Annotated in this window: 26 protein-coding genes and 2 pseudogenes; 13 read left to right on the top strand and 15 right to left on the bottom strand. The window is 29.7% G+C overall.

The features are described 5' to 3' along the window. Positions 1-21: 21 nt before the first annotated feature. The gene (locus C7N41_RS03670; RefSeq protein ID WP_105964376.1) at positions 22-1389 is read right to left on the bottom strand and encodes an aspartate ammonia-lyase; all 1368 of its coding nucleotides are present in this window, start codon (positions 1387-1389) and stop codon (positions 22-24) included. A gap of 178 nt (positions 1390-1567) precedes the next feature. On the opposite strand from C7N41_RS03670, the pseudogene C7N41_RS03675 reads away from it, so the two are divergent. The 7 genes and pseudogenes from C7N41_RS03675 (at position 1568) to C7N41_RS07900 (ending at position 7293) form a co-directional block, all read left to right on the top strand. Then, a pseudogene (locus C7N41_RS03675) lies at positions 1568-2727 on the top strand (aminotransferase class I/II-fold pyridoxal phosphate-dependent enzyme). Further along, complete coding sequence (locus C7N41_RS03680; protein WP_404799011.1) at positions 2727-3719, top strand: D-2-hydroxyacid dehydrogenase; 993 nt, start codon at positions 2727-2729, stop codon at positions 3717-3719. The pseudogene C7N41_RS03675 and the gene C7N41_RS03680 overlap by 1 nt, the downstream one beginning before the upstream one ends. A gap of 127 nt (positions 3720-3846) precedes the next feature. Next, positions 3847-4047 (top strand): helix-turn-helix transcriptional regulator, encoded by a 201-nt coding sequence (locus C7N41_RS03685; RefSeq protein WP_105964378.1) that lies wholly within the window; start codon positions 3847-3849, stop codon positions 4045-4047. Next, entirely contained in the window at positions 4037-4567 is a 531-nt protein-coding gene (locus tag C7N41_RS03690) for a DUF3278 domain-containing protein (RefSeq protein ID WP_157944963.1), read from the top strand. The genes C7N41_RS03685 and C7N41_RS03690 overlap by 11 nt, the downstream gene beginning before the upstream one ends. Before the next feature lie 12 nt (positions 4568-4579). Continuing rightward, the gene (locus C7N41_RS03695; RefSeq protein ID WP_105964453.1) at positions 4580-5476 is read left to right on the top strand and encodes an ABC transporter ATP-binding protein; all 897 of its coding nucleotides are present in this window, start codon (positions 4580-4582) and stop codon (positions 5474-5476) included. Further along, positions 5469-6710, top strand: a complete 1242-nt coding sequence (locus tag C7N41_RS03700; protein WP_157944964.1) for an ABC transporter permease — start codon at positions 5469-5471, stop codon at positions 6708-6710. The genes C7N41_RS03695 and C7N41_RS03700 overlap by 8 nt, the downstream gene beginning before the upstream one ends. 26 nt (positions 6711-6736) lie before the next feature. Continuing rightward, a pseudogene (locus C7N41_RS07900) lies at positions 6737-7293 on the top strand (sugar O-acetyltransferase). A 60-nt stretch (positions 7294-7353) separates the two neighbouring features. On the opposite strand, the gene C7N41_RS03710 reads toward C7N41_RS07900, so the two are convergent. The 10 genes from C7N41_RS03710 to nrdD form a co-directional block, all read right to left on the bottom strand. Continuing rightward, on the bottom strand, positions 7354-7509 hold the full coding sequence (locus C7N41_RS03710) for a PspC domain-containing protein (protein WP_105964454.1): 156 nt from the start codon (positions 7507-7509) through the stop codon (positions 7354-7356). A 55-nt stretch (positions 7510-7564) separates the two neighbouring features. Then, positions 7565-8047 carry a helix-turn-helix domain-containing protein gene (locus C7N41_RS03715; RefSeq protein ID WP_105964381.1) on the bottom strand — a complete coding sequence of 161 codons (483 nt, stop codon included), beginning with the start codon at positions 8045-8047 and terminating at the stop codon, positions 7565-7567. A gap of 199 nt (positions 8048-8246) precedes the next feature. Beyond that, complete coding sequence (locus C7N41_RS03720; protein ID WP_105964382.1) at positions 8247-8948, bottom strand: hypothetical protein; 702 nt, start codon at positions 8946-8948, stop codon at positions 8247-8249. 178 nt (positions 8949-9126) lie between these two features. Further along, positions 9127-10536 (bottom strand): Fe-S cluster assembly protein SufB, encoded by a 1410-nt coding sequence (sufB, locus tag C7N41_RS03725; RefSeq protein WP_105964383.1) that lies wholly within the window; start codon positions 10534-10536, stop codon positions 9127-9129. After that, positions 10520-10945 carry a Fe-S cluster assembly sulfur transfer protein SufU gene (sufU, locus tag C7N41_RS03730; protein WP_105964384.1) on the bottom strand — a complete coding sequence of 142 codons (426 nt, stop codon included), beginning with the start codon at positions 10943-10945 and terminating at the stop codon, positions 10520-10522. Before sufU ends, sufB begins: the two co-directional genes overlap by 17 nt. Further along, positions 10935-12146 (bottom strand): aminotransferase class V-fold PLP-dependent enzyme, encoded by a 1212-nt coding sequence (locus tag C7N41_RS03735; protein WP_105964385.1) that lies wholly within the window; start codon positions 12144-12146, stop codon positions 10935-10937. The genes sufU and C7N41_RS03735 overlap by 11 nt, the downstream gene beginning before the upstream one ends. Then, a complete protein-coding gene (locus C7N41_RS03740) occupies positions 12139-13296 on the bottom strand; it encodes a SufD family Fe-S cluster assembly protein (protein WP_105964386.1) in 1158 nt (385 codons plus the stop codon). Before C7N41_RS03740 ends, C7N41_RS03735 begins: the two co-directional genes overlap by 8 nt. Continuing rightward, positions 13296-14075, bottom strand: coding sequence for a Fe-S cluster assembly ATPase SufC (gene sufC / locus C7N41_RS03745; protein WP_105964387.1), 780 nt, complete (start codon positions 14073-14075; stop codon positions 13296-13298). The genes C7N41_RS03740 and sufC overlap by 1 nt, the downstream gene beginning before the upstream one ends. A gap of 6 nt (positions 14076-14081) precedes the next feature. After that, positions 14082-14663, bottom strand: coding sequence for an anaerobic ribonucleoside-triphosphate reductase activating protein (gene nrdG / locus C7N41_RS03750; protein ID WP_105964388.1), 582 nt, complete (start codon positions 14661-14663; stop codon positions 14082-14084). Next, positions 14623-16797: an anaerobic ribonucleoside-triphosphate reductase gene (gene nrdD, locus C7N41_RS03755; RefSeq protein WP_105964389.1), complete on the bottom strand. Its 2175-nt coding sequence runs from the start codon at positions 16795-16797 to the stop codon at positions 14623-14625. Before nrdD ends, nrdG begins: the two co-directional genes overlap by 41 nt. Positions 16798-17058: 261 nt before the next feature. Between nrdD and C7N41_RS03760 the strand changes: the two genes are divergently transcribed. Together C7N41_RS03760 and C7N41_RS03765 are read left to right on the top strand one after the other, a co-directional pair. Next, entirely contained in the window at positions 17059-17373 is a 315-nt protein-coding gene (locus tag C7N41_RS03760) for a hypothetical protein (protein WP_105964390.1), read from the top strand. A gap of 125 nt (positions 17374-17498) precedes the next feature. Then, positions 17499-18194 (top strand): helix-turn-helix domain-containing protein, encoded by a 696-nt coding sequence (locus tag C7N41_RS03765; RefSeq protein WP_105964391.1) that lies wholly within the window; start codon positions 17499-17501, stop codon positions 18192-18194. Here the strand turns inward: C7N41_RS03765 and C7N41_RS03770 are convergent. Together C7N41_RS03770 and C7N41_RS03775 are read right to left on the bottom strand one after the other, a co-directional pair. After that, positions 18187-18747: a hypothetical protein gene (locus C7N41_RS03770; protein ID WP_105964392.1), complete on the bottom strand. Its 561-nt coding sequence runs from the start codon at positions 18745-18747 to the stop codon at positions 18187-18189. The two genes, C7N41_RS03765 and C7N41_RS03770, sit on opposite strands and share 8 nt — an antisense overlap. 13 nt (positions 18748-18760) lie before the next feature. Next, positions 18761-19159, bottom strand: coding sequence for a hypothetical protein (locus C7N41_RS03775; protein ID WP_105964393.1), 399 nt, complete (start codon positions 19157-19159; stop codon positions 18761-18763). A 111-nt stretch (positions 19160-19270) separates the two neighbouring features. Between C7N41_RS03775 and C7N41_RS03780 the strand changes: the two genes are divergently transcribed. Continuing rightward, on the top strand, positions 19271-19954 hold the full coding sequence (locus C7N41_RS03780) for a C39 family peptidase (protein ID WP_105964394.1): 684 nt from the start codon (positions 19271-19273) through the stop codon (positions 19952-19954). A 386-nt stretch (positions 19955-20340) separates the two neighbouring features. After that, entirely contained in the window at positions 20341-20838 is a 498-nt protein-coding gene (locus tag C7N41_RS03790) for a hypothetical protein (RefSeq protein ID WP_105964396.1), read from the top strand. Between the two features lie 37 nt (positions 20839-20875). On the opposite strand, the gene C7N41_RS07905 is transcribed toward C7N41_RS03790, so the two are convergent. Both C7N41_RS07905 and C7N41_RS07910 read right to left on the bottom strand, forming a co-directional pair. Further along, positions 20876-21067 (bottom strand): DUF1304 family protein, encoded by a 192-nt coding sequence (locus C7N41_RS07905; protein WP_318530563.1) that lies wholly within the window; start codon positions 21065-21067, stop codon positions 20876-20878. A gap of 3 nt (positions 21068-21070) precedes the next feature. Beyond that, positions 21071-21235, bottom strand: a complete 165-nt coding sequence (locus C7N41_RS07910) for a DUF1304 family protein (RefSeq protein WP_318530562.1) — start codon at positions 21233-21235, stop codon at positions 21071-21073. 179 nt (positions 21236-21414) lie between these two features. Between C7N41_RS07910 and C7N41_RS03800 the strand changes: the two genes are divergently transcribed. Together C7N41_RS03800 and C7N41_RS03805 are read left to right on the top strand one after the other, a co-directional pair. Continuing rightward, positions 21415-21894 (top strand): hypothetical protein, encoded by a 480-nt coding sequence (locus C7N41_RS03800; protein WP_105964397.1) that lies wholly within the window; start codon positions 21415-21417, stop codon positions 21892-21894. A gap of 120 nt (positions 21895-22014) precedes the next feature. After that, complete coding sequence (locus tag C7N41_RS03805) at positions 22015-23001, top strand: ADP-ribosyltransferase (protein ID WP_105964398.1); 987 nt, start codon at positions 22015-22017, stop codon at positions 22999-23001. Positions 23002-23028: the final 27 nt, after the last annotated feature.

The raw sequence follows: 23028 nt of genomic DNA on the forward strand, positions 1-23028 counted from the left end.
TTAAATTATTGCTCTTTTTGTTTATTTGGATTCATTAACCAAATTTTCTGGTGAAAATAGTTCATCTATCTTTTGCTCATCTAGAATATTATGATTCAATAGAATGTTTTTGACGGATTCATTTTTCTTTAAAGATTCTTGAATGATTTTAGTTGTTTTTACATAACCCAATATTGGAGAAAGGATAGTTGCTGTAACAGCAGATTTTTTAACATCTTCGCTACATTTATCATCGTTCACATTAATATCTTTCAAGCAATTATCAACTAATGTTTGCGTTGCGTTAGTTAAATGTTCTTCCGCAGTTAAAATACTCTTAAACATAATTGGTTCAAAAGCGTTTAATTCCAATTGTCCAGCTTCAGATGCAGCGGTGACAGTTGCATCAAATCCAATAACTTCAAAGGCAACTTGATTAACCACTTCTGGAATTACAGGATTAATTTTATTAGGCATGATTGATGACCCCGCTTGTCTTTTTGGTAAACGTAATTCATCCAAACCAGATTGGGGACCACTGGCTAATAGTCTTAAATCATTGCTTACTTTGGATAAATCAACGGCTAGAGTTTTCAATGCTGCTGAAAATGTAACGAAGTGGTCAGTATTTTGTACAGCGTCGATTAAATCTTCATCTGATTTTAAACTCATTTTTGAACATTTATTAATGTTTTCTACAATGTGTTTTTGATAATATTTAGAAGCATTCATACCAGTTCCAATGGCAGTTCCACCCATACTGATTGTTTTTAATTCGGCACTAGCATGTTTGATACGTTTTAAATCACGTTTAAATAATGAAGCATATGCGTGAAAGCTTTTACCATATGTAGTAGGAACAGCATCTTGCAATTGAGTACGACCTAGTTTAATAGTCTTTGCAAACTTTTGGCCTAAATTGGTAAAAGTAGCGACTAGTCTTTCTAACTCACTTAATAAATTAGGAATTAATTTTAACATGGCCATTTTACCAGCAGTAGGATAAGTATCATTGGTAGATTGTGATTGATTAACATCATCATTGGGATGAATAAATACTTTTGAATCCAATGTCATTGTCAAATTTGCAATAACTTCGTTAGTGTTCATATTGGTAGATGTTCCCGCACCACCTTGAATTGAAGGCGTGATGAATCCAGATTGATCACCTGATTTTAATAGTTGATCGCATGCTTTAATTATTGCGTTACATTTTGTTACATCTAAGGTGTTGGCACCATGATTTGTGATTGCAGCTGCTTTTTTGATTTCAATGTAGCTTTCAATAATTTTGGGATGGACTAACTCTTTAGTAATAGGGAAATTACCGACGGCTCTAAGTGCATGAATACCATATAGCGCTTTATCAGGAACTTCCATTTTACCAACACAATCTTCTTCAATTCTCATTACAAGCATCTCCTAATCAATCTTCTGTTATAAAACCTTACATAAGATTATAGTTCATATCTTTAATATGTCAATTTAATTTGAAAGGTTATTGTTAATATTGACAATGACCAATTATAATATTAGAATTTTAATAATTATTCTAATCATTTTCTAATGATTGTAGCAGGTGATTTATATGATTGAAAAAATTAATAAAGATTTACGATCAATTAAACCTAATCCTATTTTAGGTTTTAATGAAGAATTATCGAAAGAAGAGGGTTTAATTCCATTAACTTTAGGAGAACCAGATTTTAATACTCCTGAACATGTTAAAGATGCGGCAATCAATGCAATTAATGATAATTACAGTCACTACACTAATCCACGTGGCATTTTAAAATTAAGAGAAGCTGCTTCTAAATTTTTGCCCAAAAATATGACTTACATTATGATGCAAAAACTCAAATTATTACTACAGCTGGAGTAACTGAAGGTATTTTTGATTCTTTAGCTACGATTTTAAATCCTGGCGATAGTGTAATTGTCCCCACTCCAACTTTTCCATTGTACATGGATAATATTCAATTACATGGTGCGCATGTAATCGAAGTTGATACTTCTGCAGATGGCTTTATGTTAACCCCAGAAAAATTAAAACAAACATTAGCTGAAAATAAAAATGTAAAAGCAATGGTTATTAATTCACCAGGTAATCCCACTGGAATTTCTTATGATGAAGAAAACCTTAAAGGTTTAGCAAAAGTTATAAAAGATAATTCTATCTTTTGTATTAGTGATGAAATATACAGTGAATTAACTTATGGTGAACCACACATTTCAATTGCTAAATTCATTCCAGAACAAACCATTGTTTTGAATGGATTGTCTAAATCACATGCAATGACTGGTTGGAGAATTGGTTTTATTATGGCACCAGCAGACCTAATTAAGATGATTAATGTGGTTCATCAGTACGCAGTGACATCAGTTACTGATAATGTACAATTTGCAGCTTTGGAAGCTTTAACAAATGGTTTAGATGATGGTCTCAAAATGAGAGATGTATATGCAAAAAGACTAGATTTATTGCGATCTGGATTAGAAAAGGCTGGATTTGTTAGTGCTAAACCCACTGGAGCATTTTATATTTTTGCCAAAATTCCAGAACAATTTACTCAAGATGATTTTGCATTTAGTCGTCAATTGGCACATCAAGCTAAAGTAGGTGTAATTCCAGGTAGTTCATTTGGAAAAGGTGGCGCTGGATATATTCGAATCAGTTATGCTACCAGTGAAAAGAATTTAAAAGAGGCAATCAAAAGAATCCAAAATTTTGTTAAACAAGAAGGCTAATTATGAAATTATTGATGTACTCAATTAGAGAAGATGAACTAGATAATTTAAAAGAAATTGAACAAAAATATGCTGTGAAAATAAGTACAACTGATAAGCCCTTAAATGTAGATACTGTAGATTTGGCAAAGGGCTTTGATGGCATTACGGTACAACAACATGGCAATATTGATGACGATATTATTTACCAAAAATTACATGATTTTGGGATTAAACAAATTTCATTGCGAATTACTGGATATGAAATTATTAATTTTGCTGCAGCTAAGAAATATGATCTTAAAATTACCAATGTTCCAGCATATTCACCACGTTCAGTGAGTGAATTAGTATTAGCTGATGTAATGTCGTTATTACGTCATCTACGTGAAACGCATTTGCGTGAAGATAATGCTGATTTTGCTTGGAATGGATTACAGGCTAGAGAGATTCATAATCTTACAGTTGGTATTATTGGTGCTGGAAAAATTGGGAGTGCGGTTGCTCGAATTTTTAAAGCACTTGGTTCCAAGGTGCTTGTTTCAGATCCAGTTAAGCGACCTGAACTATTTGATACCGTTGAATATGTAGATTATGATACTTTGTTAACCAAATCTGATATCGTTACAATGCATACACCAATGACTGATTTCATGCATCATTTTATGAATATTGATAGATTTAAACAAATGAAAAAGGATGCTATTTTTATCAACGCTTCTCGTGGACCAGTTGTTGACACAAAAGATTTAATTGCAGCACTTAATGATAATGAAATTGCAGCTGCTGCAGTTGATACCTTTGAAGGTGAAGCTGGCATTACTGGTGTTGATTTATCTAAACCAGGATTTGAAAATGAAGATTTATCAGAATTATTAAAAATGCCCAATGTGATAGTTACCCCACATATTGGTTTTTATACAGATGCAGCTGTTAAAAATATGGACATGATATCATCAATTGATTCAATTAAAATCGTTAAAGGCGAAGAGCCACTACACTTAGTTAAATAAAATATATTAAAAACAGTAATCTTAATTAAGATTACTGTTTTATTTTGTCATATATATTTGACAAATATATAAATTAGTTTTATGTTATGTGTAACATATATGTGACAGAAAATAAGGAGGCTTATTTTTGAATCGTGTTCGCGAATATCGAGAGAAACAAGGATTATCACAGTTTGCTCTATCGCAAAAGATTGGAGTAGCGAGGCAAACTATTAATCTGATTGAAAATAATAAATATAATCCATCATTAAACTTATGTATTAGTTTGGCCAAAGTTTTAGGTACTAATTTGAATGGATTGTTTTGGGAGGAAGACGATGAAAATTAAAGAATCACTTTTAACTAAGTATATGAAAATGATTTTGGGTATTCCAGGTCAATTAGATGAATATAGAAAACAAGAAATGCAGAGAATTTGTAATAATGCATTTGTAATTACCTGGTTATATATAGTTACAGCAACGATGTTTTTTATGTTATATGGTTATCTTCATCCATTTAATGGAATTATGATGTTTTCAATGTCTAATGTTATATTTCTGTTCTTTGTTAGTGTCTATATGAAATTAGCGGCTAGAAAATCACATTTAACAAAAGAGGAAGTTTCAATTGAAGATTATAATAAAGCAAAGAAAAAAATATTACTTTTAAGTATTAAAGACTTTATTCTATTTGTAGTAATCTTTAACTTATTGGATGCAATTTTAAATTTTGTTTTTGATAACGATAATATCTTAAATCAAATAATTCATCCTAAAAAAGGTTTTACAATTTTAATATTTTTTGGAACATTTGTAGCAATTGGTAACTATATATCTAGACTTCATCGTATGAAAAAAATGAAATAGGAGATGATCTGTATCTTACATATAAGCAAATTAGACAAGTATTTTGATAATTTACATGCTTTAAGTAATGTAAATTTCGATGCACAAAATGGCCGTATTTTAGGACTAATTGGACAAAATGGGGCTGGGAAATCCACAACTTTTCACAGTATTTTAAATTTTATTAAATACAGTGGTGAAATAACTTGGAATGGAAAACACATAGACGAAAAGGCTTTTGATGAAATTGGATATTTGCCAGAAGAACGTAGCCTTATGGAAAAAGCCACAGTTCAACAACAAATTATTTACTTTGCTAAATTAAAAAATCGCAAAGCTAATTGGACTAAGCCTAGAATTAAAGGCTGGATGAAAAAATTTGATGTTAAAGGTGAATTAAATTCTAAATTAAAATCATTATCCAAGGGGAATCAACAAAAAATTCAATTAATTTGTACGTTGATTCATGAACCTAAATTAATTATCTTGGATGAACCATTTAGCGGACTTGATCCAGTAAACGCTGATTTATTAAAACAATCAATTTTAGAGGCGAAAGACAATGGTGCGACCATCATCTTCTCTAGTCATAATATGAATAACGTGGAAGAAATTTGTGATGATCTAGTAATGCTTAGAAATGGTGAAGTTGTTTTAAATGGATCAGTACAGGATGTCAGAAATCAATTTGGCAAAAATGAACTTTATGTAACAACCCCCATGTCCAAAGATGAACTACAACAATTACCAGGAGTTTTGTCGGTAAAAATTCGTGATAATAATAAATATATGTTGGATTTATCTAATCCAGATGCTGGAGTTGAACTATTTAAATTAATCAGTAAGGGTAAATATATTGAGGAATTTAGTCAACAACCACCATCATTAGATGAAATTTTTAGAGAAAAGGTTGGTGAAACCAATGAATAAATTTAAGGCAATTGTTTCAGAAACTTATATGAACCAAGTTAAATCTAAAAGTTTTATTGCATTATTATTGATGCCATTAATATTTATAATAATTGGTGCAGGAGCTGGATATATAAGTTATTCCAATGCATCATCCTCTGCAGAACAAGATCAAGTCGCTATTGTTGGTGATTCAAGTATAAAAAAGTCATTAGTTAAATTAGACGGAGACTCAATTGATTCTTCTGTAAAAACAGAGAAGCAAGCTCAAAATAAGATTAAATCAGATGATATTTATGGATACGTAAAAATGTCTAAAAATAATAATAAGATTAAGGCTCAATATATCGGTAACGATTATCTTGATAGCGATGTTAAACATGATTTGATGCAAACTTTATCTTTAAAACAAAATGAACTTAATATTAGTAACGGTGGTTTAACAAAAGATCAGATACAAAAATTATCTAATAAACCATTATTTGAAAGTCATATTGAAAAACAAAAATCAGAAAATTCTGAAAATAATGACAATGGTATTAAGATGGCATCACTACAAACGCTAATTTTTGTTTTATATTTCTTCTTAATAATGTATTCATCAGTAACTGCTAGTACAATTGCAAAAGATAAAGGTTCAAAAATAATAGAGGTTATATTTAGCAGTACTACCGCTACCAAATATTTCTTAGGTAAAATTGTAGGAATCATCCTCACTCTTATAACTCAATTAATTGCTTACTTAATTATGATATTTGCTGGATATAAGTTTTTATCAACAGCTTCTTTCTCTAAAGACATTGTGAATGAAAGTTCAGATACAATTCATCAAATGATAGGTAATTTTATAAACATTAATTTAGCATTTATTGTTTTAGGTTTAATTGTTGGAATAATTTTATCAGCAGCTGCTGGTGCATTAGTTGCCAGAAAAGAAGATGCATCAAAATCAGCACAGCCAGTTGTTATGATTACATTATTACTATTTTTGCTATCTATTATGTTCCAAAATAATAGTAATAGTATCATTCCTCAAATTCTTTCTTATTTCCCATTATCATCATGTTTCTTTATGCCTATTAGAATGATTAACAATCAGGCTAATATTTTTGAAGGAATAATTTCATTGATTATTTTGATTGCATTTATTATTGGATTAACCTATTTTATTTCTAAAGTTTATAAGGGACTTATGTTGCAAAACAGCAATGAAGGCTGGTTCAAAAATTTAATTAAAGGTGTAAAATACCGTTAATTATAATTTAAAGGGGACAATGATTTATGTCTGAACTTGAAAAGATGAAAAAGGGTGAATTGTTTTTTCTCGGAGATGAAGTATTCACTAATCGAAAACAACATTACAAGAAATTATGCTTAGAATATGATTCAATTCCTAAATCAGATGAGAAAGCAAGAAACGATAAAATGAAAGAAATGTTGGGTGGATATGGTGAACATGTCTATATTCAATCAAACTTTAATTTTGATCATGGTCAAAATATATATGTAGGATCTTATTTTTTGCTAATTATAATTTGACTATTTTGGATATTAATGATGTTGTTATTGGTAATAATGTTTTGATTGGCCCAGATGTTGGAATTTATACAATTAATCATCCAATTAATGCTGAAGCTCGTAATCAAGGATTAGGGCAAGCATTGCCAGTTCATATTGGTAATGATGTTTGGATTGGTGGTCATTCAACTATTGTTCCAGGTGTAACTATTGGTAGTAATGTGGTAATTGCTGCTGGGGCAGTTGTAACCAAAGATATTCCCGATAATGTTATTGCAGGCGGAGTTCCGGCTAAAGTTATTAAAACCATTGAAGATTAATATTAAAAAAGACTAAATATCATTAAAAATATGGTATTTAGTCTTTTTTAATTAATAATTTTATTTCAAATCTTCTTTTGGAATTATTATCCATAATAACAAGTATAAGATTAAACCTGGAAATGGAGTAAGCGTCAAAATTACCCATATGATCCTTAAAATTGTTTTATTCCAATTAAATTGTTTAGCAATACCACTTAATACTCCAGCAAATATATTATTTGCAGCATCTCATCTTATATTATTCATGATTAATCTCCTTAACTAAATACTATTTTTTAGTATATTTCTTAATATTAACGCCTCTAGTTAATGGATATTTTTTATCTAGAAGTGGATTAAACCAAGTGTCATTAGAAATCTTTAATAATATAAAACCAATTGGCCACATAATTGCCCAAAGAAAACCAAAATGTTTCATAAATGGTGCTATCCCAATCATGATTGCAATGAAAAGAAGTATAGCAATTATATAAAGCTTTTGAACCATACGGCGTTGCTCAACTTGTTCGCTTTGATTTTCACTATAATCTGAGATGTCTTTTTCTTTACTGGAATTGCCTATTGATTCAAACAAATCACCGATTTTTACTTCAAAAGCTTTAGCAACAAGATTAAGTGTTGTTAAATTGCCATCTTCTCCAGATTCTAATCTTTGAATAGTACGGACACTTAAGTTACATTTTTCTGCTAAGTTTTCTTGTGTCCAACCCTTTTGCTTTCTTAAATCCTTAATTAAAGTTTTGTTTTTCATAACAAAGCCTCCTATAAAATATTTATTTTCTATACTTTTATCATAGCTTAATAGCTTATTAAATGTTACGCCAGATAGGCGACACTTACACGACAATTACATGACAAGGGCATTTATATATTGTTTTAAATAAAAAAATAAAGCTCTACGTTAAAATATATTATCGTAAAGCTTTATTCCTTATATTAATTTAATATTATTACATACGGCCAACTAATAATGTTGGAAGATTCCTAATATCACTATTTTTAATAAATGTCTTGGTTTCTTTAATTGATTGTTCAGCTAATTTTTTATCATTCCCAGTTAACTTATTGGCATCCTTTTTAGCATCTTTTAAATCTTTGTTAATTGAAGTATTTAATTTACTGATTTTTTGATCATGAATATTTTTACCTTCATATTTATAGAAAGTTAAATCTTCTGCTTGATCACAAATTTTATTTTCAATATTCATTAAATTTTTAAACTTTTTATTAGAAGTTTGTTTATTGTAAATACTTGTATAGCCAATCCATCCATTTATTTTGCCAGATTGAGAAACAATATTAGCAGCTAAACCATTTTTATAACTCCAAATATGATTGACTTTAAAATTAATTCCCTTTTGTGCAAAATTTTTAGTATCTTTGTTGCTATAGTTAACTAATTTGTCACCTTTAATATTTTTAGAAAAATCATCTTTATAATAATTAGGATCATTTTTAATTCTAAATGTATAGCCATCTTTATTTAATCGATTAGCCCATGTTTTATTTTTAGTAATTGTTTTAGCAGCATATTCTTTAGGAGCTCTTTTATAATCAACAGTTTTGGCATTAGCATTAATTGAACTAAAAGCAGTTGTAGTAGTTATTAATGCTAATAATGCAGCTGAAATTTTAATAAATTGTTTTTTCATAATACAACCTTCTTATTTTTTATTTATGTAATATTTGCATAATATTTATGTAACATTATTGTAATATTCGCTTCATCTATACTTTAACACCATATAAATAATTTTCAATAATTATTTGCAAAAAATATAAAATGTTTCATGTGAAACAAAAAAGCTTATGTTATTTAACATAAGCTTTTTAACCAACTGAATCTTCCATTTGGTAGTCAATTAATTTATTTAATTCAACTGCATATTCCATTGGTAATTGATTAGAGAAGGGTTCAATGAAGCCCATAATAATCATTTTAGTAGCTTCACTTTCTGATAATCCACGACTCATTAAATAATATAAATCAGTTTCAGAAATTTTAGAAACTTTAGCTTCATGTTCTACTTCAGAATCACCATTATTAATTTCATTATGTGGAATCGTATCACTTGCAGAATCATCATCCATAATAATAGTGTCACATTCGATATGTGATTTTGAATAATGAGCTTCTTTATTCATCCGAATCGTACCACGATAATTACAAATACCACCAGATTTACAAATGGATTTAGAAACTACATTAGAAGAAGTATGTGGCGCATGATGACGCATAATACAACCAGTATCTTGATAAATATCATTGCTTGCAAAAGCAATTGATAACATGGTTCCAGTGGCATGGGGACCATTTAAATCAATACTAGGGTATTTCATAGTTACCTTGGATCCAAGATTTCCATCAACCCATTCCATAGTTCCATTTTCATCAGCAGAAGCACGTTTAGTTTCTAAACTATAAACATTATCAGACCAATTTTGAATAGTTGTGTACCGACAAAAGGCATTCTTTTTAACAAAGACTTCTACGTTAGCAGCATGTAAACTATCTTCTGAATAATTAGGAGCAGTACAACCTTCAACATAGTTAACACTGGCATCTTCATCCACAATGATTAAAGTTCTTTCAAATTGACCAGTTCTGCCAGCATTAATTCTAAAGAAAGCTTGAATGGGAATTTTTGCATGGACACCCTTTGGTACATATAAGAAAACGCCACCTGACCATACGGCAGTATTTAAAGCAGCAAATTTATTCATTTGTGGGGTTACTAATTTACCAAAATGTGCTTTTACTAAATCCGGATGTTCACGCAAAGCAGTGTCAGTATCGCTAAAGATAATCCCCATATCTTTAAATTCTTTCTTGATGTTGGCATAGACTGCTTCTGATTCATATTGAGCTTCAGCACCAGCTAAATATTTTCTTTCAGCTTCTGGAACCCCAATTTTTTCAAAAGTATTTTTAATTTGATCAGGTACATCTTCCCAATTTCTGGAAACATGATCTGATGCACGTTGAAAATATCTAATTTTATTTAAATCTAGATCTGATAAATCAGGTCCAAAGTCAGGCATTGGTAATTTTTGATAAATTTTAAATGCCTTTAGTCGAATATTTAACATCCATTTTGGCTCATGTTTATGGGCTGATATTTCACGAATAATATCTTCATTTAATCCATCACCAGTCGAATAAAGGGGATTAAAATTATCCTTAAATCCATATTGATAATCATCATTTAAATTTTTAATTTCATCATTGATTATTATCATCTCCATTTACTAATTGATAGATTGCTTTAAACGGTAGCATTGCACATTTAATACGCATAGGTAGATGTGATACTGATTGTAAAACGACAGCATCACCCAAAATTTTTTGATTAACTTTTTTATCATTAGTCATAAATTTAGAAAAATTTAGTACAATGTCTTCAATTTCTTCTTTGGTTTTATTAATACAAAGTTCTTTCATAAAAGTAGTGGCTGCTTTAAAAATAATACAGCCATCAGCTTTAATCTCGAAGTCTTTGAATAAATTGTTATCGTATTGGCATTTGATAGCAATATCATCACCACAAGTTGGATTATGTAAATGAACAGTTTCATTTTGAAATTGTTCGTTTGGACATTTTTTAGCGTTTTCTAGAATAATTCGTTGATATAAATCTCTAAGCTCCATTAAAAAAGGACCTCATTTCAATAATCTTTTGAACTAATTTATCACATTCATGTTTATTGTTATAAAAGTACATACTAGCACGTAAAGTAGCATTAACACCCAGTTTATTAGTAAGTGGTTCTGCACAATGTTGGCCCGCTCTGACAGCAATATGATTAAAGTCTAAGTAGGTAGCAGCATCATGAGGATGAATGTTATCGATATTAAAAGAAACAATTCCAGTTTGTCTTTGCTTTGGACCATATACACTAACGCCATCAATTTTACTTAATTGATCATATAAATATTGGCCTAAGTTTTTACAGATAGTTTCAATATTATTCATACCAATATTTGCTAAATAATCGATTGCTTTTGATAATCCAATCACGCCTTCAACATTAGGGGTGCCAGCTTCTAGTCGATAAGGAATATCTTTGGCTTTAAAGTCATTTTTATCAACATGTTCAATCATTTCGCCACCTAATTGAGTAGGTTGCATCTTTGCTAATAATTCTTTTTTGCCATATAAGATCCCAATGCCAGTTGGTGCTAACATTTTGTGGCCTGAAAATGCTAACCATTCTGGATTTAATTTTTGTATATCAATTTTAATTTCAGGAGCTGCTTGTGCAGCATCAATTAAAACATCAGCATTATGTTGATGTGCAATCTCAATTAATGCTGCTAAATTATTAATTGTACCTAGCACATTTGAAACTGCTGTGATTGCAACTAATTTAGTTTTATCGGTAATGACCTTTTTAGCAGAATTAAGATTTAATGTGCCATCATCATTAATATCAATGAAATTTAATTTCGCATCATTTTGTTTAGCAATGTTTTGCCATGGTAATAAATTGCTATGATGTTCTGCTATGGAAACAACAATTCCATCATCTTTTTTTAAATGATATTTGTAATAGCCATTTGCAACCTGATTAATACCTTGGGTAGTACCGGCAGTGAAAATAATTGATTTGTTGTCTTTGGCATTGATAAATTGTGCAACTTTTTCACGACAAGCTTCAAACATTTGAGTAGTTCTTTCAGCCGCTGAATAAACGCTGCGATGTACATTGAAATTATCATTTTCATAATAATTGGTTAAAGCATCAATCACTGATTGTGGTTTTTGAGTAGTTGCAGCATTATCAAAATATATAAAATGGGGATGTTTTATTAACATTGGAAAATCGTTTCTGATTTCTTGATTATCCATTGATTCGCTCCTCTAAATTAATCATCATTTGTTTTCTAATCTTTTTGTCAGGAAACTTATTAATTAGTGGAATTAAAAATCCACGAGTAAGCAGTAAACGAGCTTCTTTTGCAGGGATGCCACGTGTTTTTAGATAATATAGTTGTTCAGCATTCACTCTGCCAACGCTAGCTGCATGACCTGCCACAACATCATGATTATCAATGAGCAAAATAGGATCAATCTTACCTTTACTTTCTTTAGATAAAGTTAGTAATCGATTGGTTTGATCTGAATAACTATTAGGGGCAGCTTGTTTAATTTGACCAGTAGTATCACAAATAGTTCTAGCTTCATCAGCCACAATACCACGTTCATTAATGGTTCCACTGGTATGTTCACTTTGGTTCACAATCTTAGTTTTAATTAATTGTTTTTGTTGCTTATCAGCTAAGTTAATTAAATTGATGGTTGCACAACTACCAATACCATCTAAATCGATATTGCTATCATAACGACTATTAAAATGATTAAATAGTCCGGTATAGGTATTTAATTCAGCGTTTTGTGCTAAATAAGCATTTAAAACGCGATGCGCATTTTGTGCTTTGGATAAAGCGGCATCATAAAAATTAACTTTAGCATGATCACCTAATAATATTTCAATCATTAAGCGATCATTTTTACGACTAGTATCTTTATCTTCAAAAACAATATTAGCTTTTGAACCAGCAGCGGCAATAACTAATAGATGTTTTTCTTGATTATTATGATTAATTAAATTACTGATTTTAATAGGCTTATCAACGTTTTTATTATCAGGAATAAAAACAAAGCCACCGGATTGTAGGTAGGCTAAATGGTTAGCATTTAGTTGATTATCTCGCCAGTAAATAGCTTTTTCCATCAAATTTTCTTGAATTAATTCTGGAAATTGATTAGCAGCTGCAAATAAATCCATCGCAATGACACCATCCTTTTGATGCTGATCACTAGCTTGATTATTGGAATTTATTTTTTGTTGATTTAAATCTGGTTTGGAAAAATTAAAACTACGTTGTTGATTATCTAACTCAAAATTAGGTGCCAGCTTAGCAGCAACCATTCTTTTAACTGACAACCATTGTGGTTCATTATTTTGTTTTGCAAATTCTTGAATTGAAAGACTCATTAATCATCCACCAACTTTGCATCAATACCTAAACGATCACGAAGATCAGCATATCCGCCAGCTTCCAATTGTTCGGCTAAATGATAATCACCACTAGTAACGACACGACCATCCATCATGACATGCACTACATCAGGTCGAACATATTTTAAAATACGATCATAGTGAGTAATAATTAACGAACTGAATTTGTCATCGCGCATTTCATTAATTCCTTTGGATACTACTTTTAAGGCATCAATATCTAATCCAGAATCGATCTCATCTAAGATGGCTAATTTTGGTTGAATCATCATCATTTGAAGAATTTCATTACGTTTCTTTTCACCACCAGAAAAGCCTTCATTTAAATAACGGTCTGTATAGTCTTCTGGAATATCCAAAAAGTCCATGACTTTATCCAATCTGTGCATGAATTCTAAAACACTAACCTTTTGATCAGCTGGTTTAATTGCATTCATAGCAGCATGAATAAAGTCGACATTCTTAACACCACTAATTTCAGTAGGATATTGCATCCCAATGAATAATCCCAAACGTGCTCTTTCATCGGTTGCTAAATCATTGAATTTTGTATGATTAAATTGAATTTCACCACTGGTAATACTATATTTAGGTGAACCCATAATAGTTTGTGAAAGGGTAGATTTACCAGTTCCATTTGGCCCCATGATGACGTGTACTTCACCATCCGGAATAGTTAAATTTAACCCTTTAATGACTTCTTTATCATTTTCATTAATTTTGACGTGTAAATTTTTGATTTCTAGCAAAAGCAGACTCCTTTAGTGAACTAACTTATCCCAAATAACCACTTTATCTTGTTCCAATGATTCAGGGACATTAATAATACGTTGGTTGGAACTACCACGAAATTGTAAAGTTAAGTCTTTTTTATCTTCCATAAAACGACCATCAACTAAAATATCGATCATTGATAACAATTTTAATTTATCATAAGATTCCTTCATTAATTCTTCCCAGCGGTAACCTGACCATGACCAAATGTCTTTAGTATGACCAAATTCTTTACGAACACGTTTACATAATTGTAAACAAACTTGGGTATTTAAGAATGGTTCACCACCTAAAAGGGTTAAACCTTGAACATAATCTTCTTTCATATCTTCAATGATTTGATCTTCTAAATCCTTTGAATATGGTTGTCCATAATGGAAATTTTGGGATGCCACATTGTAACAACCAGGACAGTGAAAATTGCATCCACTAACATAAATACTGCAACGAATACCTTCACCATCTACGAAATTAAAGGGTTTATAATCAGCGATATATTGTAAACTTAAATCATCTGCCAGCCATTCTTTAGGCTTTGGATTGTTGGGTTGTCTCTTCCTTTGCGACATCTTTTACCATTCCTTTCGACATATTTTTTTGACGTGATGAAATTTCAACATGACGACCATGAACCATTGGACGCGCTTGTGGATTACCTAAATAACCACAGGTTCTTTTAACCACATCACAATATTTAGGGTCATGATTTCCACATTGTGGACATTCAAAGCCACGGGCAGTAGCTTTGAAATCACCTTTAAAACCACACTTGAAACATTTATCAATTGAAGTATTAGTACCTAAGTAACCAACATGATCATATGCCCAGTCCCAAACAGCCTCTAATGCTTTAGGATTTTGCTTCAAGTTAGGATATTCACAATAATGAATAAAACCGGCTGATGCATAGTGAGGATATGCTTCTTCAAAAGTTAATTTTTCAAATGGATTAGGGCGTTTTCTAACGTCATAATGGAAACTATTAGTGTAGTATTCTTTATCAGTGATATCTTTAACTTTACCGAATTTTTCAATATCATCTTGGGCGAAAGTATCAGTTAAAGATTCAGCTGGAGTGGAATATAAACTATAGTGGTAACCACTTTGTTTAGACCATTTTTTACATAAATTATTTAATTCACGGACAATGCTGACAGTAAAGTCATGTGCTGCTTGATTATGTTCCCAATCAGGACCATACATAGAAGTAGCCACTTCATAAAGACCAATGTAACCCAATGAAACAGTAGCGCGTTCATTGTTAAATAGTTGATCCACATCATCATCTGAATTTAAGCGTTTCCCAAAAGCACCATATTTATATAATAGAGGGGCATTATCTGGCTTGGCTTGTTTAGTTCTTTCAATACGATATGCCATTGCTTGATGCACAATACGTAACTTTTCATCGAATATTTTCCAGAATAAATCTTGATTACCTTTAGCGAATAAAGCGATTCTTGGTAAGTTAACAGTAACAACACCTAAATTCATTCTGCCGGCATTGATTTCTTCACCTGCAGGACTTACCCATTTAGGTACAAATGAGCGACAACCCATTGGAGCTTTAAAATTACCAGTAATTTCACAAAGTTTGTCATACATTAAAATATCTGGATACATACGTTTAGTAGCACAATCAATGGCCCATTCTTTCACGTCATAATTAGGGTCATTTGGTTTTAAATTTAAGCCTTTTTTTAGGGTATAAATTAATTTAGGGAAGATTGCGGTACGGCGTTCTTTACCTAAACCTTTAATTCTGATTTTTAGAATGTCAATTTGAATTTCTTTTTCAATCCAATTAGTACCTAGTCCAAAACTAACGGTAGTAAATGGAGTTTGTCCTTGGGATGAATATAAAGTATTGATTTCATATTCTAATGATTGCATAGCATCATAAATATCTTGTTTGGTACTTTCCTTAGCGTATGATTCTTGTTCATCTTCAGGAACCCATTTTTTAGCCACTTCAAGATGCTTTTGATAGTTAATTTCAGCAAATGGAGCTAACACTTCATCAGCACGATCAAAAGATAAACCACCATATTGCAAGGAAGCCACATTTGCGATAATTTGTGAAACTTGTGCAGTTGCGGTTTGAATTGAGCGTGGTGATTTAACTTCAGCATTCCCAATCTTAAAGCCATTAGTTAACATTTCTTTAAAATCAACTAAACAGCAATTGGTTTCTGGAGTAGCTGGGGAATAGTCTAAATCATGCCAATGAATATCACCACGAAGATGGGCCTTTGCGACCATTTCAGGTAACATTTTTAATCCGATGGCCTTACTAGCAGCACCAGCTTCTAAATCACGTTGGGTATTGAAAACATTACTGTCTTTATTAGCATTTTCGTGAACAACACGATCCTCACGACCAAATAGTTGATTAATGCGATGTTCAACATCAGTAGCTTCAGCAAATTTGTCTTGATCTTTAGCTTGAAAATCAAGATATTGTTTTTTTGCATCTAGTAAATTATTTTCTTCTAGAAATTGAATAATGGAATCATGAATATGTATTGCAGTAATTTCATTAGTGTCTTTTGTTAATAAGTTTAATTTTTCAAAGAAATTTTTTCTTTGTTCATCAGAAAGTTTCAATTGATCAAAAATATAATCAATCTTGTATTTATAAAATGGAGTTTTATCTCCAGTCTTTTTGATAACGTTTAAATGGTTGAATAGAGTGTCTAACATTTATACATAACCTTTCCAAATAAAATTACACTATAAATTGTGTCCATTTCCAGATTAACACATACATATAGTGCAATTACATTCTTGAAAAGTAATTTGAATAGTGCATACTTAACAATTAAAAGCTTTTAATTTTCTTAGAAAGCCGCAAAGATGGCAATGCTTTTATAAAAATCTTAACGTTTCAAAAAAATATAATATAATCGTTCTAAAATTATGTTAATATTAGTGACATCAAATCATTGCGCAAAGGGTATGTTTATGAAAAAAGGATTTAATTTTATTTTCATCATGGCTTTAGTATTATTAGGGATTTTTTTACTAAATCTTCCACATTTATCCAATGGATTTTATACAGGCTCTTCAAATCAAAGTGAGCTAATGCTAAATCATTATGATCATTATTTTGTATCTAATCGAGGACAATTACCAAGTAAACTACAAAAAAATGGTGAATATACAGTTTCTGGAAATGTAATTTTATTTAATCACAAAGTAAAAGGGCACATACATAATAAAAAATCTTTTGAATTATCTGATGGTAATTACAAAGAAACATTTAAATTATTCGAATAAAAAAGCACTTAGAAAAATTCTAAGTGCTTTTTAAATGCTGATATAACAATGTTGCAAGGAATCATTGCTAGCATTTTATATATGAAAAATTTATTATTTAATTAAAACAAAGAGGTGATACATTAATGAAATTTGGTGAACGTTTAAAACAAGCACGCCAAGATAAAAATTTAACCCAAGATACTGTCGCAAAACATATGATAGTTTCGAGGCAAACAATTTCTAGTTGGGAGAACGAAAAAACATATCCTGACATTACGAGTCTAATTAAATTAAGTGAATATTATGATATTTCACTGGATTTATTGTTGAAGGAGGATAATGGGATGCGCGAATATTTGAGAAAGAAAGATTTAGCTAATGATGTTAAACCAGTTAGTTGGATATTAGTTACTATGGATATTATATTTTCTGTATTTATGATTGGAATAACATTAAATATTATAAATTTTGGATATATTATTGATATTTCTATTTTTATTATGGCATTTTTAAATGTAATAGCATTATCAATTGTAGATAAGTTAAGAAGACAAATTGGCATAGAAAGAAATCACAGATGGGCAGAAAAGGTAAGGAATTCTAAATCTAATAAGATATTTTATGACAAATTTCAACCTTTTATTCTTAAACATTATCTAATAGAAAATATTGTTGGTGTATTTACAATGTTATTAGGTTTTTTAATTATAATGTTAACTTTTGATAATCTGCATTATCTTGTTATTTTTGGGGTTGTATTTATGATAATAGGTATGGAATTTTTGCTTATTCCTAATTTGATATATTTTATGAAGAAATTTGAAAAATATTTTAAATGAAGAATCGTAAAAGAATAAAGCCTAACTGAACAATTGAGCATCCAGTTATAACTATCCAAACTATTAATTCGCTAGCATTATCTTTAAAATCATCAAATTTAATCATTTCAGTGACCAGCTTGATCAATACTATCGACATTATAATAATCCATATATTAAATGAACCGGTGGTAAATTCAATAACGAAGAAGATTAGCTGCAAAAATTTAATTATAAAGTACCTTATAGTGATACTAATCTTCATTAATTTTTGATTTAGCTTGGTAAATGAATTAGCAATAAATACGATTACTCGATTTTCGGCGAAAAAATGTCTAATCTTTTTATCTGTTTTTTTGAAAGTATTTAATACTTTTTCAGTAAGATCATCAAATGATTCTAGCTTACCCAATTTTTTACAAATGTACCGAATTAATAGGTATAAATTGAATAGTGCTAAAACAAATAAGCTTAATAAAAACGAACAAGTGGTTGCAAATACTACAAAAAATATAATTGCATTCAAAATTAGATAAAAAATAAATGGATTATCTTCTAGTTTTTTCTTTTTCATGAAATCATCTCGATTATTGAACTTTTGCAGCTTGTTGTTTAAACAAATCTAAGATTAAATCATTCTTTATGTATTTATCGTCAACATCAGCTAGGCGAGGTTTGTTTGCTAAAGCAATTGTTTTGAACTTATCGATAACTGTTTCTTCATTATTTTGCTTAGCATTATCATACAATTTAGCATAATTAAAAAATGGATAGTATGTTTTTATAAAATGATTCAATTGGATTAATGAATCAATATATTCAGCAGTATCTTTGCCATAACTCAATGTTTGGCCATTATCATTGGAGATACTTTGTTTATTATCTTTATTGTTATTACTTTGACCAACCGCTAATCTAATTAATTCATCATTAGCCGGGAATTCAAGAACACTGTCATCAATGTTAATGTTTAAAATAGTGTACAAATTGTATCAACTCCTTAATTGATATTTTATATGTTAGGCAAAAAAATGTACATTCATATTAATTATGATTAATATAGTAATTATTATTGAAAAATTAGGTGGTCAATTAAATTGTTTAAATACAAAAAAACTACAATATTAATTGGATTTCTTTTTATAATAGGTATTTTTTATACTACTAATATGATTGTAAGTGGTAATCATATTCCAGGAACATATGCTGATCGTCCCATTGAAAAAGATGCCAAAGTTGTTGAGTTGAATGCTCCATATATCAGTCAACAATCAGATAAGGCTTGGAATGGATGTGAAGCTGCTAGTCTATTAGAAGGATTTCATGAAAAAGGTATTTTATTAAATACAAACTTAGACAACTTTTTGAAACAAATGCCTTATAGTAAAAATGACAATCCTAACTATGGATATGCTGGTTCACCATATATAGAAAACCAAGAAAATGCCTTACAGTCTATTTATCCCAAGGCACTAAGTAATTGGGGGAACTTATATCATCATGTGGAAGATATGACCGGTTCAACTGCCAATGATCTTAAAAGCCAAGTTAAACATGGCAATCCAGTAGTAACTTATATTGTGAGTCATTATAATGAAAGTCCTGAATATCAACGTTATAAATGGGGATCAGGTATTGTAAATAGCCATGTTGTATTAATGGATGGCTATGAACGTGGTTATTATCACATTTCTGATCCCAATCGTGGCAAATATTGGGTTAAAGCTAATTTATTTGAAAAAGCGTATAACTATAAAAGATATGCGGTTGCTATCCAATAATCAAAAGAAAATCAAGTAAATTATTAGCTGAATAATCGCAAAAATCGTTATAAGTCCCCAAAATAATATTTGAGGACTTTTTTCTATATTTTTTCCTTTGTTATAACGATAGATAGTATTAATGTTGATGGCCATAAAAAAGACGGCGATTCCTATTATGTAATTTAAATTATACGTTTTAGTTGCTAATTCGATTATTAGGCAAATAATCTGAAGAATTGAAACAATAATTGCTCTTTTAATAATATCTATCGAGTTTATCTTTGAGCAAAGATTTTGTATTTTTTGCATGATCTTATTTCTCCCAAATTTTGTTTACTATTAGTTTAACATTTTTATAAATAGGGTTATGATATTATCAATTTAAATATAAGAGGGTGTTTTTGATGTTCAAAACAATCTTTAATTACATTGTTACTATTATTTGGGGCTTTTTTGCTTTAATTACTATTTTTTATTTTAATGAAACTATTCAAGTTACTAGTTCTACAACGGCGATGGGGCAAAGCTCAATGAGTTTTAAAATGGTTTATAATTATTGGGATTATTATTTTATCTTTTCATTACTAATATTATTACCATATGTTGTTCATCAAATACCTATCTTATATAAAAAACATGTTAGTAAAATTGATACTTATAAAGATCGGGCGATGAAGTTACATAATCAAGATTTAAATCAAAATCACACTAATCGTGTGTGGTCAGTAAGCGGTTCTCATATGAATAATCCTTATAATTATTCTTTTTCATCAACTCAATCATATGGTGATCTTTCTGGTAGTTTGTTAAATCTTTTACAAAAATATTTGGTAAATATTATCGTGATTATCTTTGCACCGATTTTTATTGTATTTATAATTGTTAGAAAATTTGTAAAATAAAAGGGTAGTCGAATCATAATTGATTCGACTACCTTTTTTATATAATTAAAATTATTAAAGTGATGATTGGAAGTAACCCTTGTTTGATAATGATACTTTTTTGACTAGTTAAAGCGCCATAGATTGCGACTACAATTGCATAAATTAAAACAGGAATTACTATTTCTTTAGGGTGAGGAGCAATAAAGGTTCCATATAATAATAAGATCCCAATTATTCCATTATATATACCCTAGTTTTTCATTAAAGTTGCAGTAAATTTATTATTCAAAACGCCTTCAGGAATTTTAAAAATTCTACTGGTATTTTTTGAATGTGTTTGAATCGTTTGAATAAACATAATATATATAAATTCAATTGCTACTAATGTAGTGAAAATAATTGATAAGATACTCATTTTAATTACCACACTTTACTTAAATTTTATTAATATTATTAAATAAAAAAACGATTTAATCAATTCATTACTATTCCAACAATGTTTTAATTGACTAATTGGCAACTATGAATTAGTGTTAATAACAGAAATATCAAATATATATAATAAATATATAACTGAAAGGGAGATTTCTAATTATGCCAGAAGAACGTACATTACCAGTAATTGAATTACCAGAAAGACAAATTACTCTTAGCAAACTAGACGAAAAATATGATCCAATTGTTAAAATGATTAACCGTTTTTCAAGAATTGCCCTAGATGGACAATTTGATGAACGTTACACATTTATTGCTAATTTAAGAGAACTACAGACTTATGCAAAACGTTTTAACCATTACTACAAATTACAAAAGTTAATTATGGTTAAGATTGATGACTTAACAAAAGCTAATGAACCAGAAGAAAAAATCAATTTACTTAAAGAATTCTTAAATGGTTACAATGAACATTTACAAGAAATTCAAGATGAATTAGATGAAAGTTTCTCTGCTCCTGAAATCGTTGGAATGGGTCATGCTCTTGATAAGTTCGTTTACAAGAACTTTGATAAACTAGAAGATCGTCCAGAATTCAATGAATATTTGGAATACAGAATTAACAATAAAGAACTATAAAATATGAAGCCTTTATGCAAGAATGCATGAGGGCTTTTTTAGTGCAAATGCTTTGTTATTTTGATATAAAAAGATATAATTTATTTACTATATTTTATTATTAGGGGATGACGTAATATTATGAAGAAAGCACGTTTAATGACTGTCTTATCAACATTAGCCATTGGATTTACAATTACTTCTGGACAAGTAGCCAATGCTAAACAAAAGAAAGATAATACTAATTATGTATACAGTTCTTATGATAAATCAGCTAATTTTAATACATCTGATACTCCTATAACCCAAAGAGTAGCAAGTAAAGATTTTACCGCAACTGAACAAAACACTTCTAATCAAGTACAAATTAAAAAGGGAACTGTTATGACCATTAAGGATGGTAATAACAGCTTAGTTACAATTCCTGGAAATGCAGCTAATTTAGCAGTAAATGATATTAACAGTGTTTCTTATCCAAATAAGAGCTATTACTATAGTCAAAAGGATTATAAGAATTTATATGCTGAAGGTGCCAAATGGGCTAAAGGTTTGAGCAAAAAGCAATATAAAGCAGTTGGTGATTACAGCCTTTCTGGATATACTGACGACAATACTTATCTACGTACAGGTCAATCTAAAAAAATTGCTAAAACCAAGCAAGAAGTGAAAAATATCCAAGCTGCTTTGAGTAAATTTAATTTAAAGAAGCCAATGACGGTATATCGTGGCTTAAATGGTGTTGGATTTGCCAAAGGTTTAAATGGTCAACCTAACCAAGTTGGATCAGTTTATTCAGATAAAGCATTTCAATCAACAAGTGTTGACCAAAATGCAGCAATTGGGTTCTTAAACACTAGTGAAAAAAATCCTGATAATAACATTCTAATTAAATTAAATGTTCCTGCTGGTAATAATGGTGCTTATATTAATTCAATTTCTAAGAGTAAAAATGAAAAAGAATACTTATTAAATTCAGGTAAAAAAATGGTGATTACTAGAATTCAAAATGTGAATGCTAATGTTAAATATGTTTCATATCAACAAAAGAATTCTAATAAAATTAAGAATATAAACAAAACCAATGAAAAGTACAATTATAAATTAGTAACTATGAATTTAGTTGATTAAATAAAAAGGACTCATCAATATTATTTG

It is taken from the genome of Apilactobacillus micheneri, from assembly GCF_002993975.1.
In the GTDB taxonomy this organism is placed as follows: domain Bacteria; phylum Bacillota; class Bacilli; order Lactobacillales; family Lactobacillaceae; genus Apilactobacillus; species Apilactobacillus micheneri.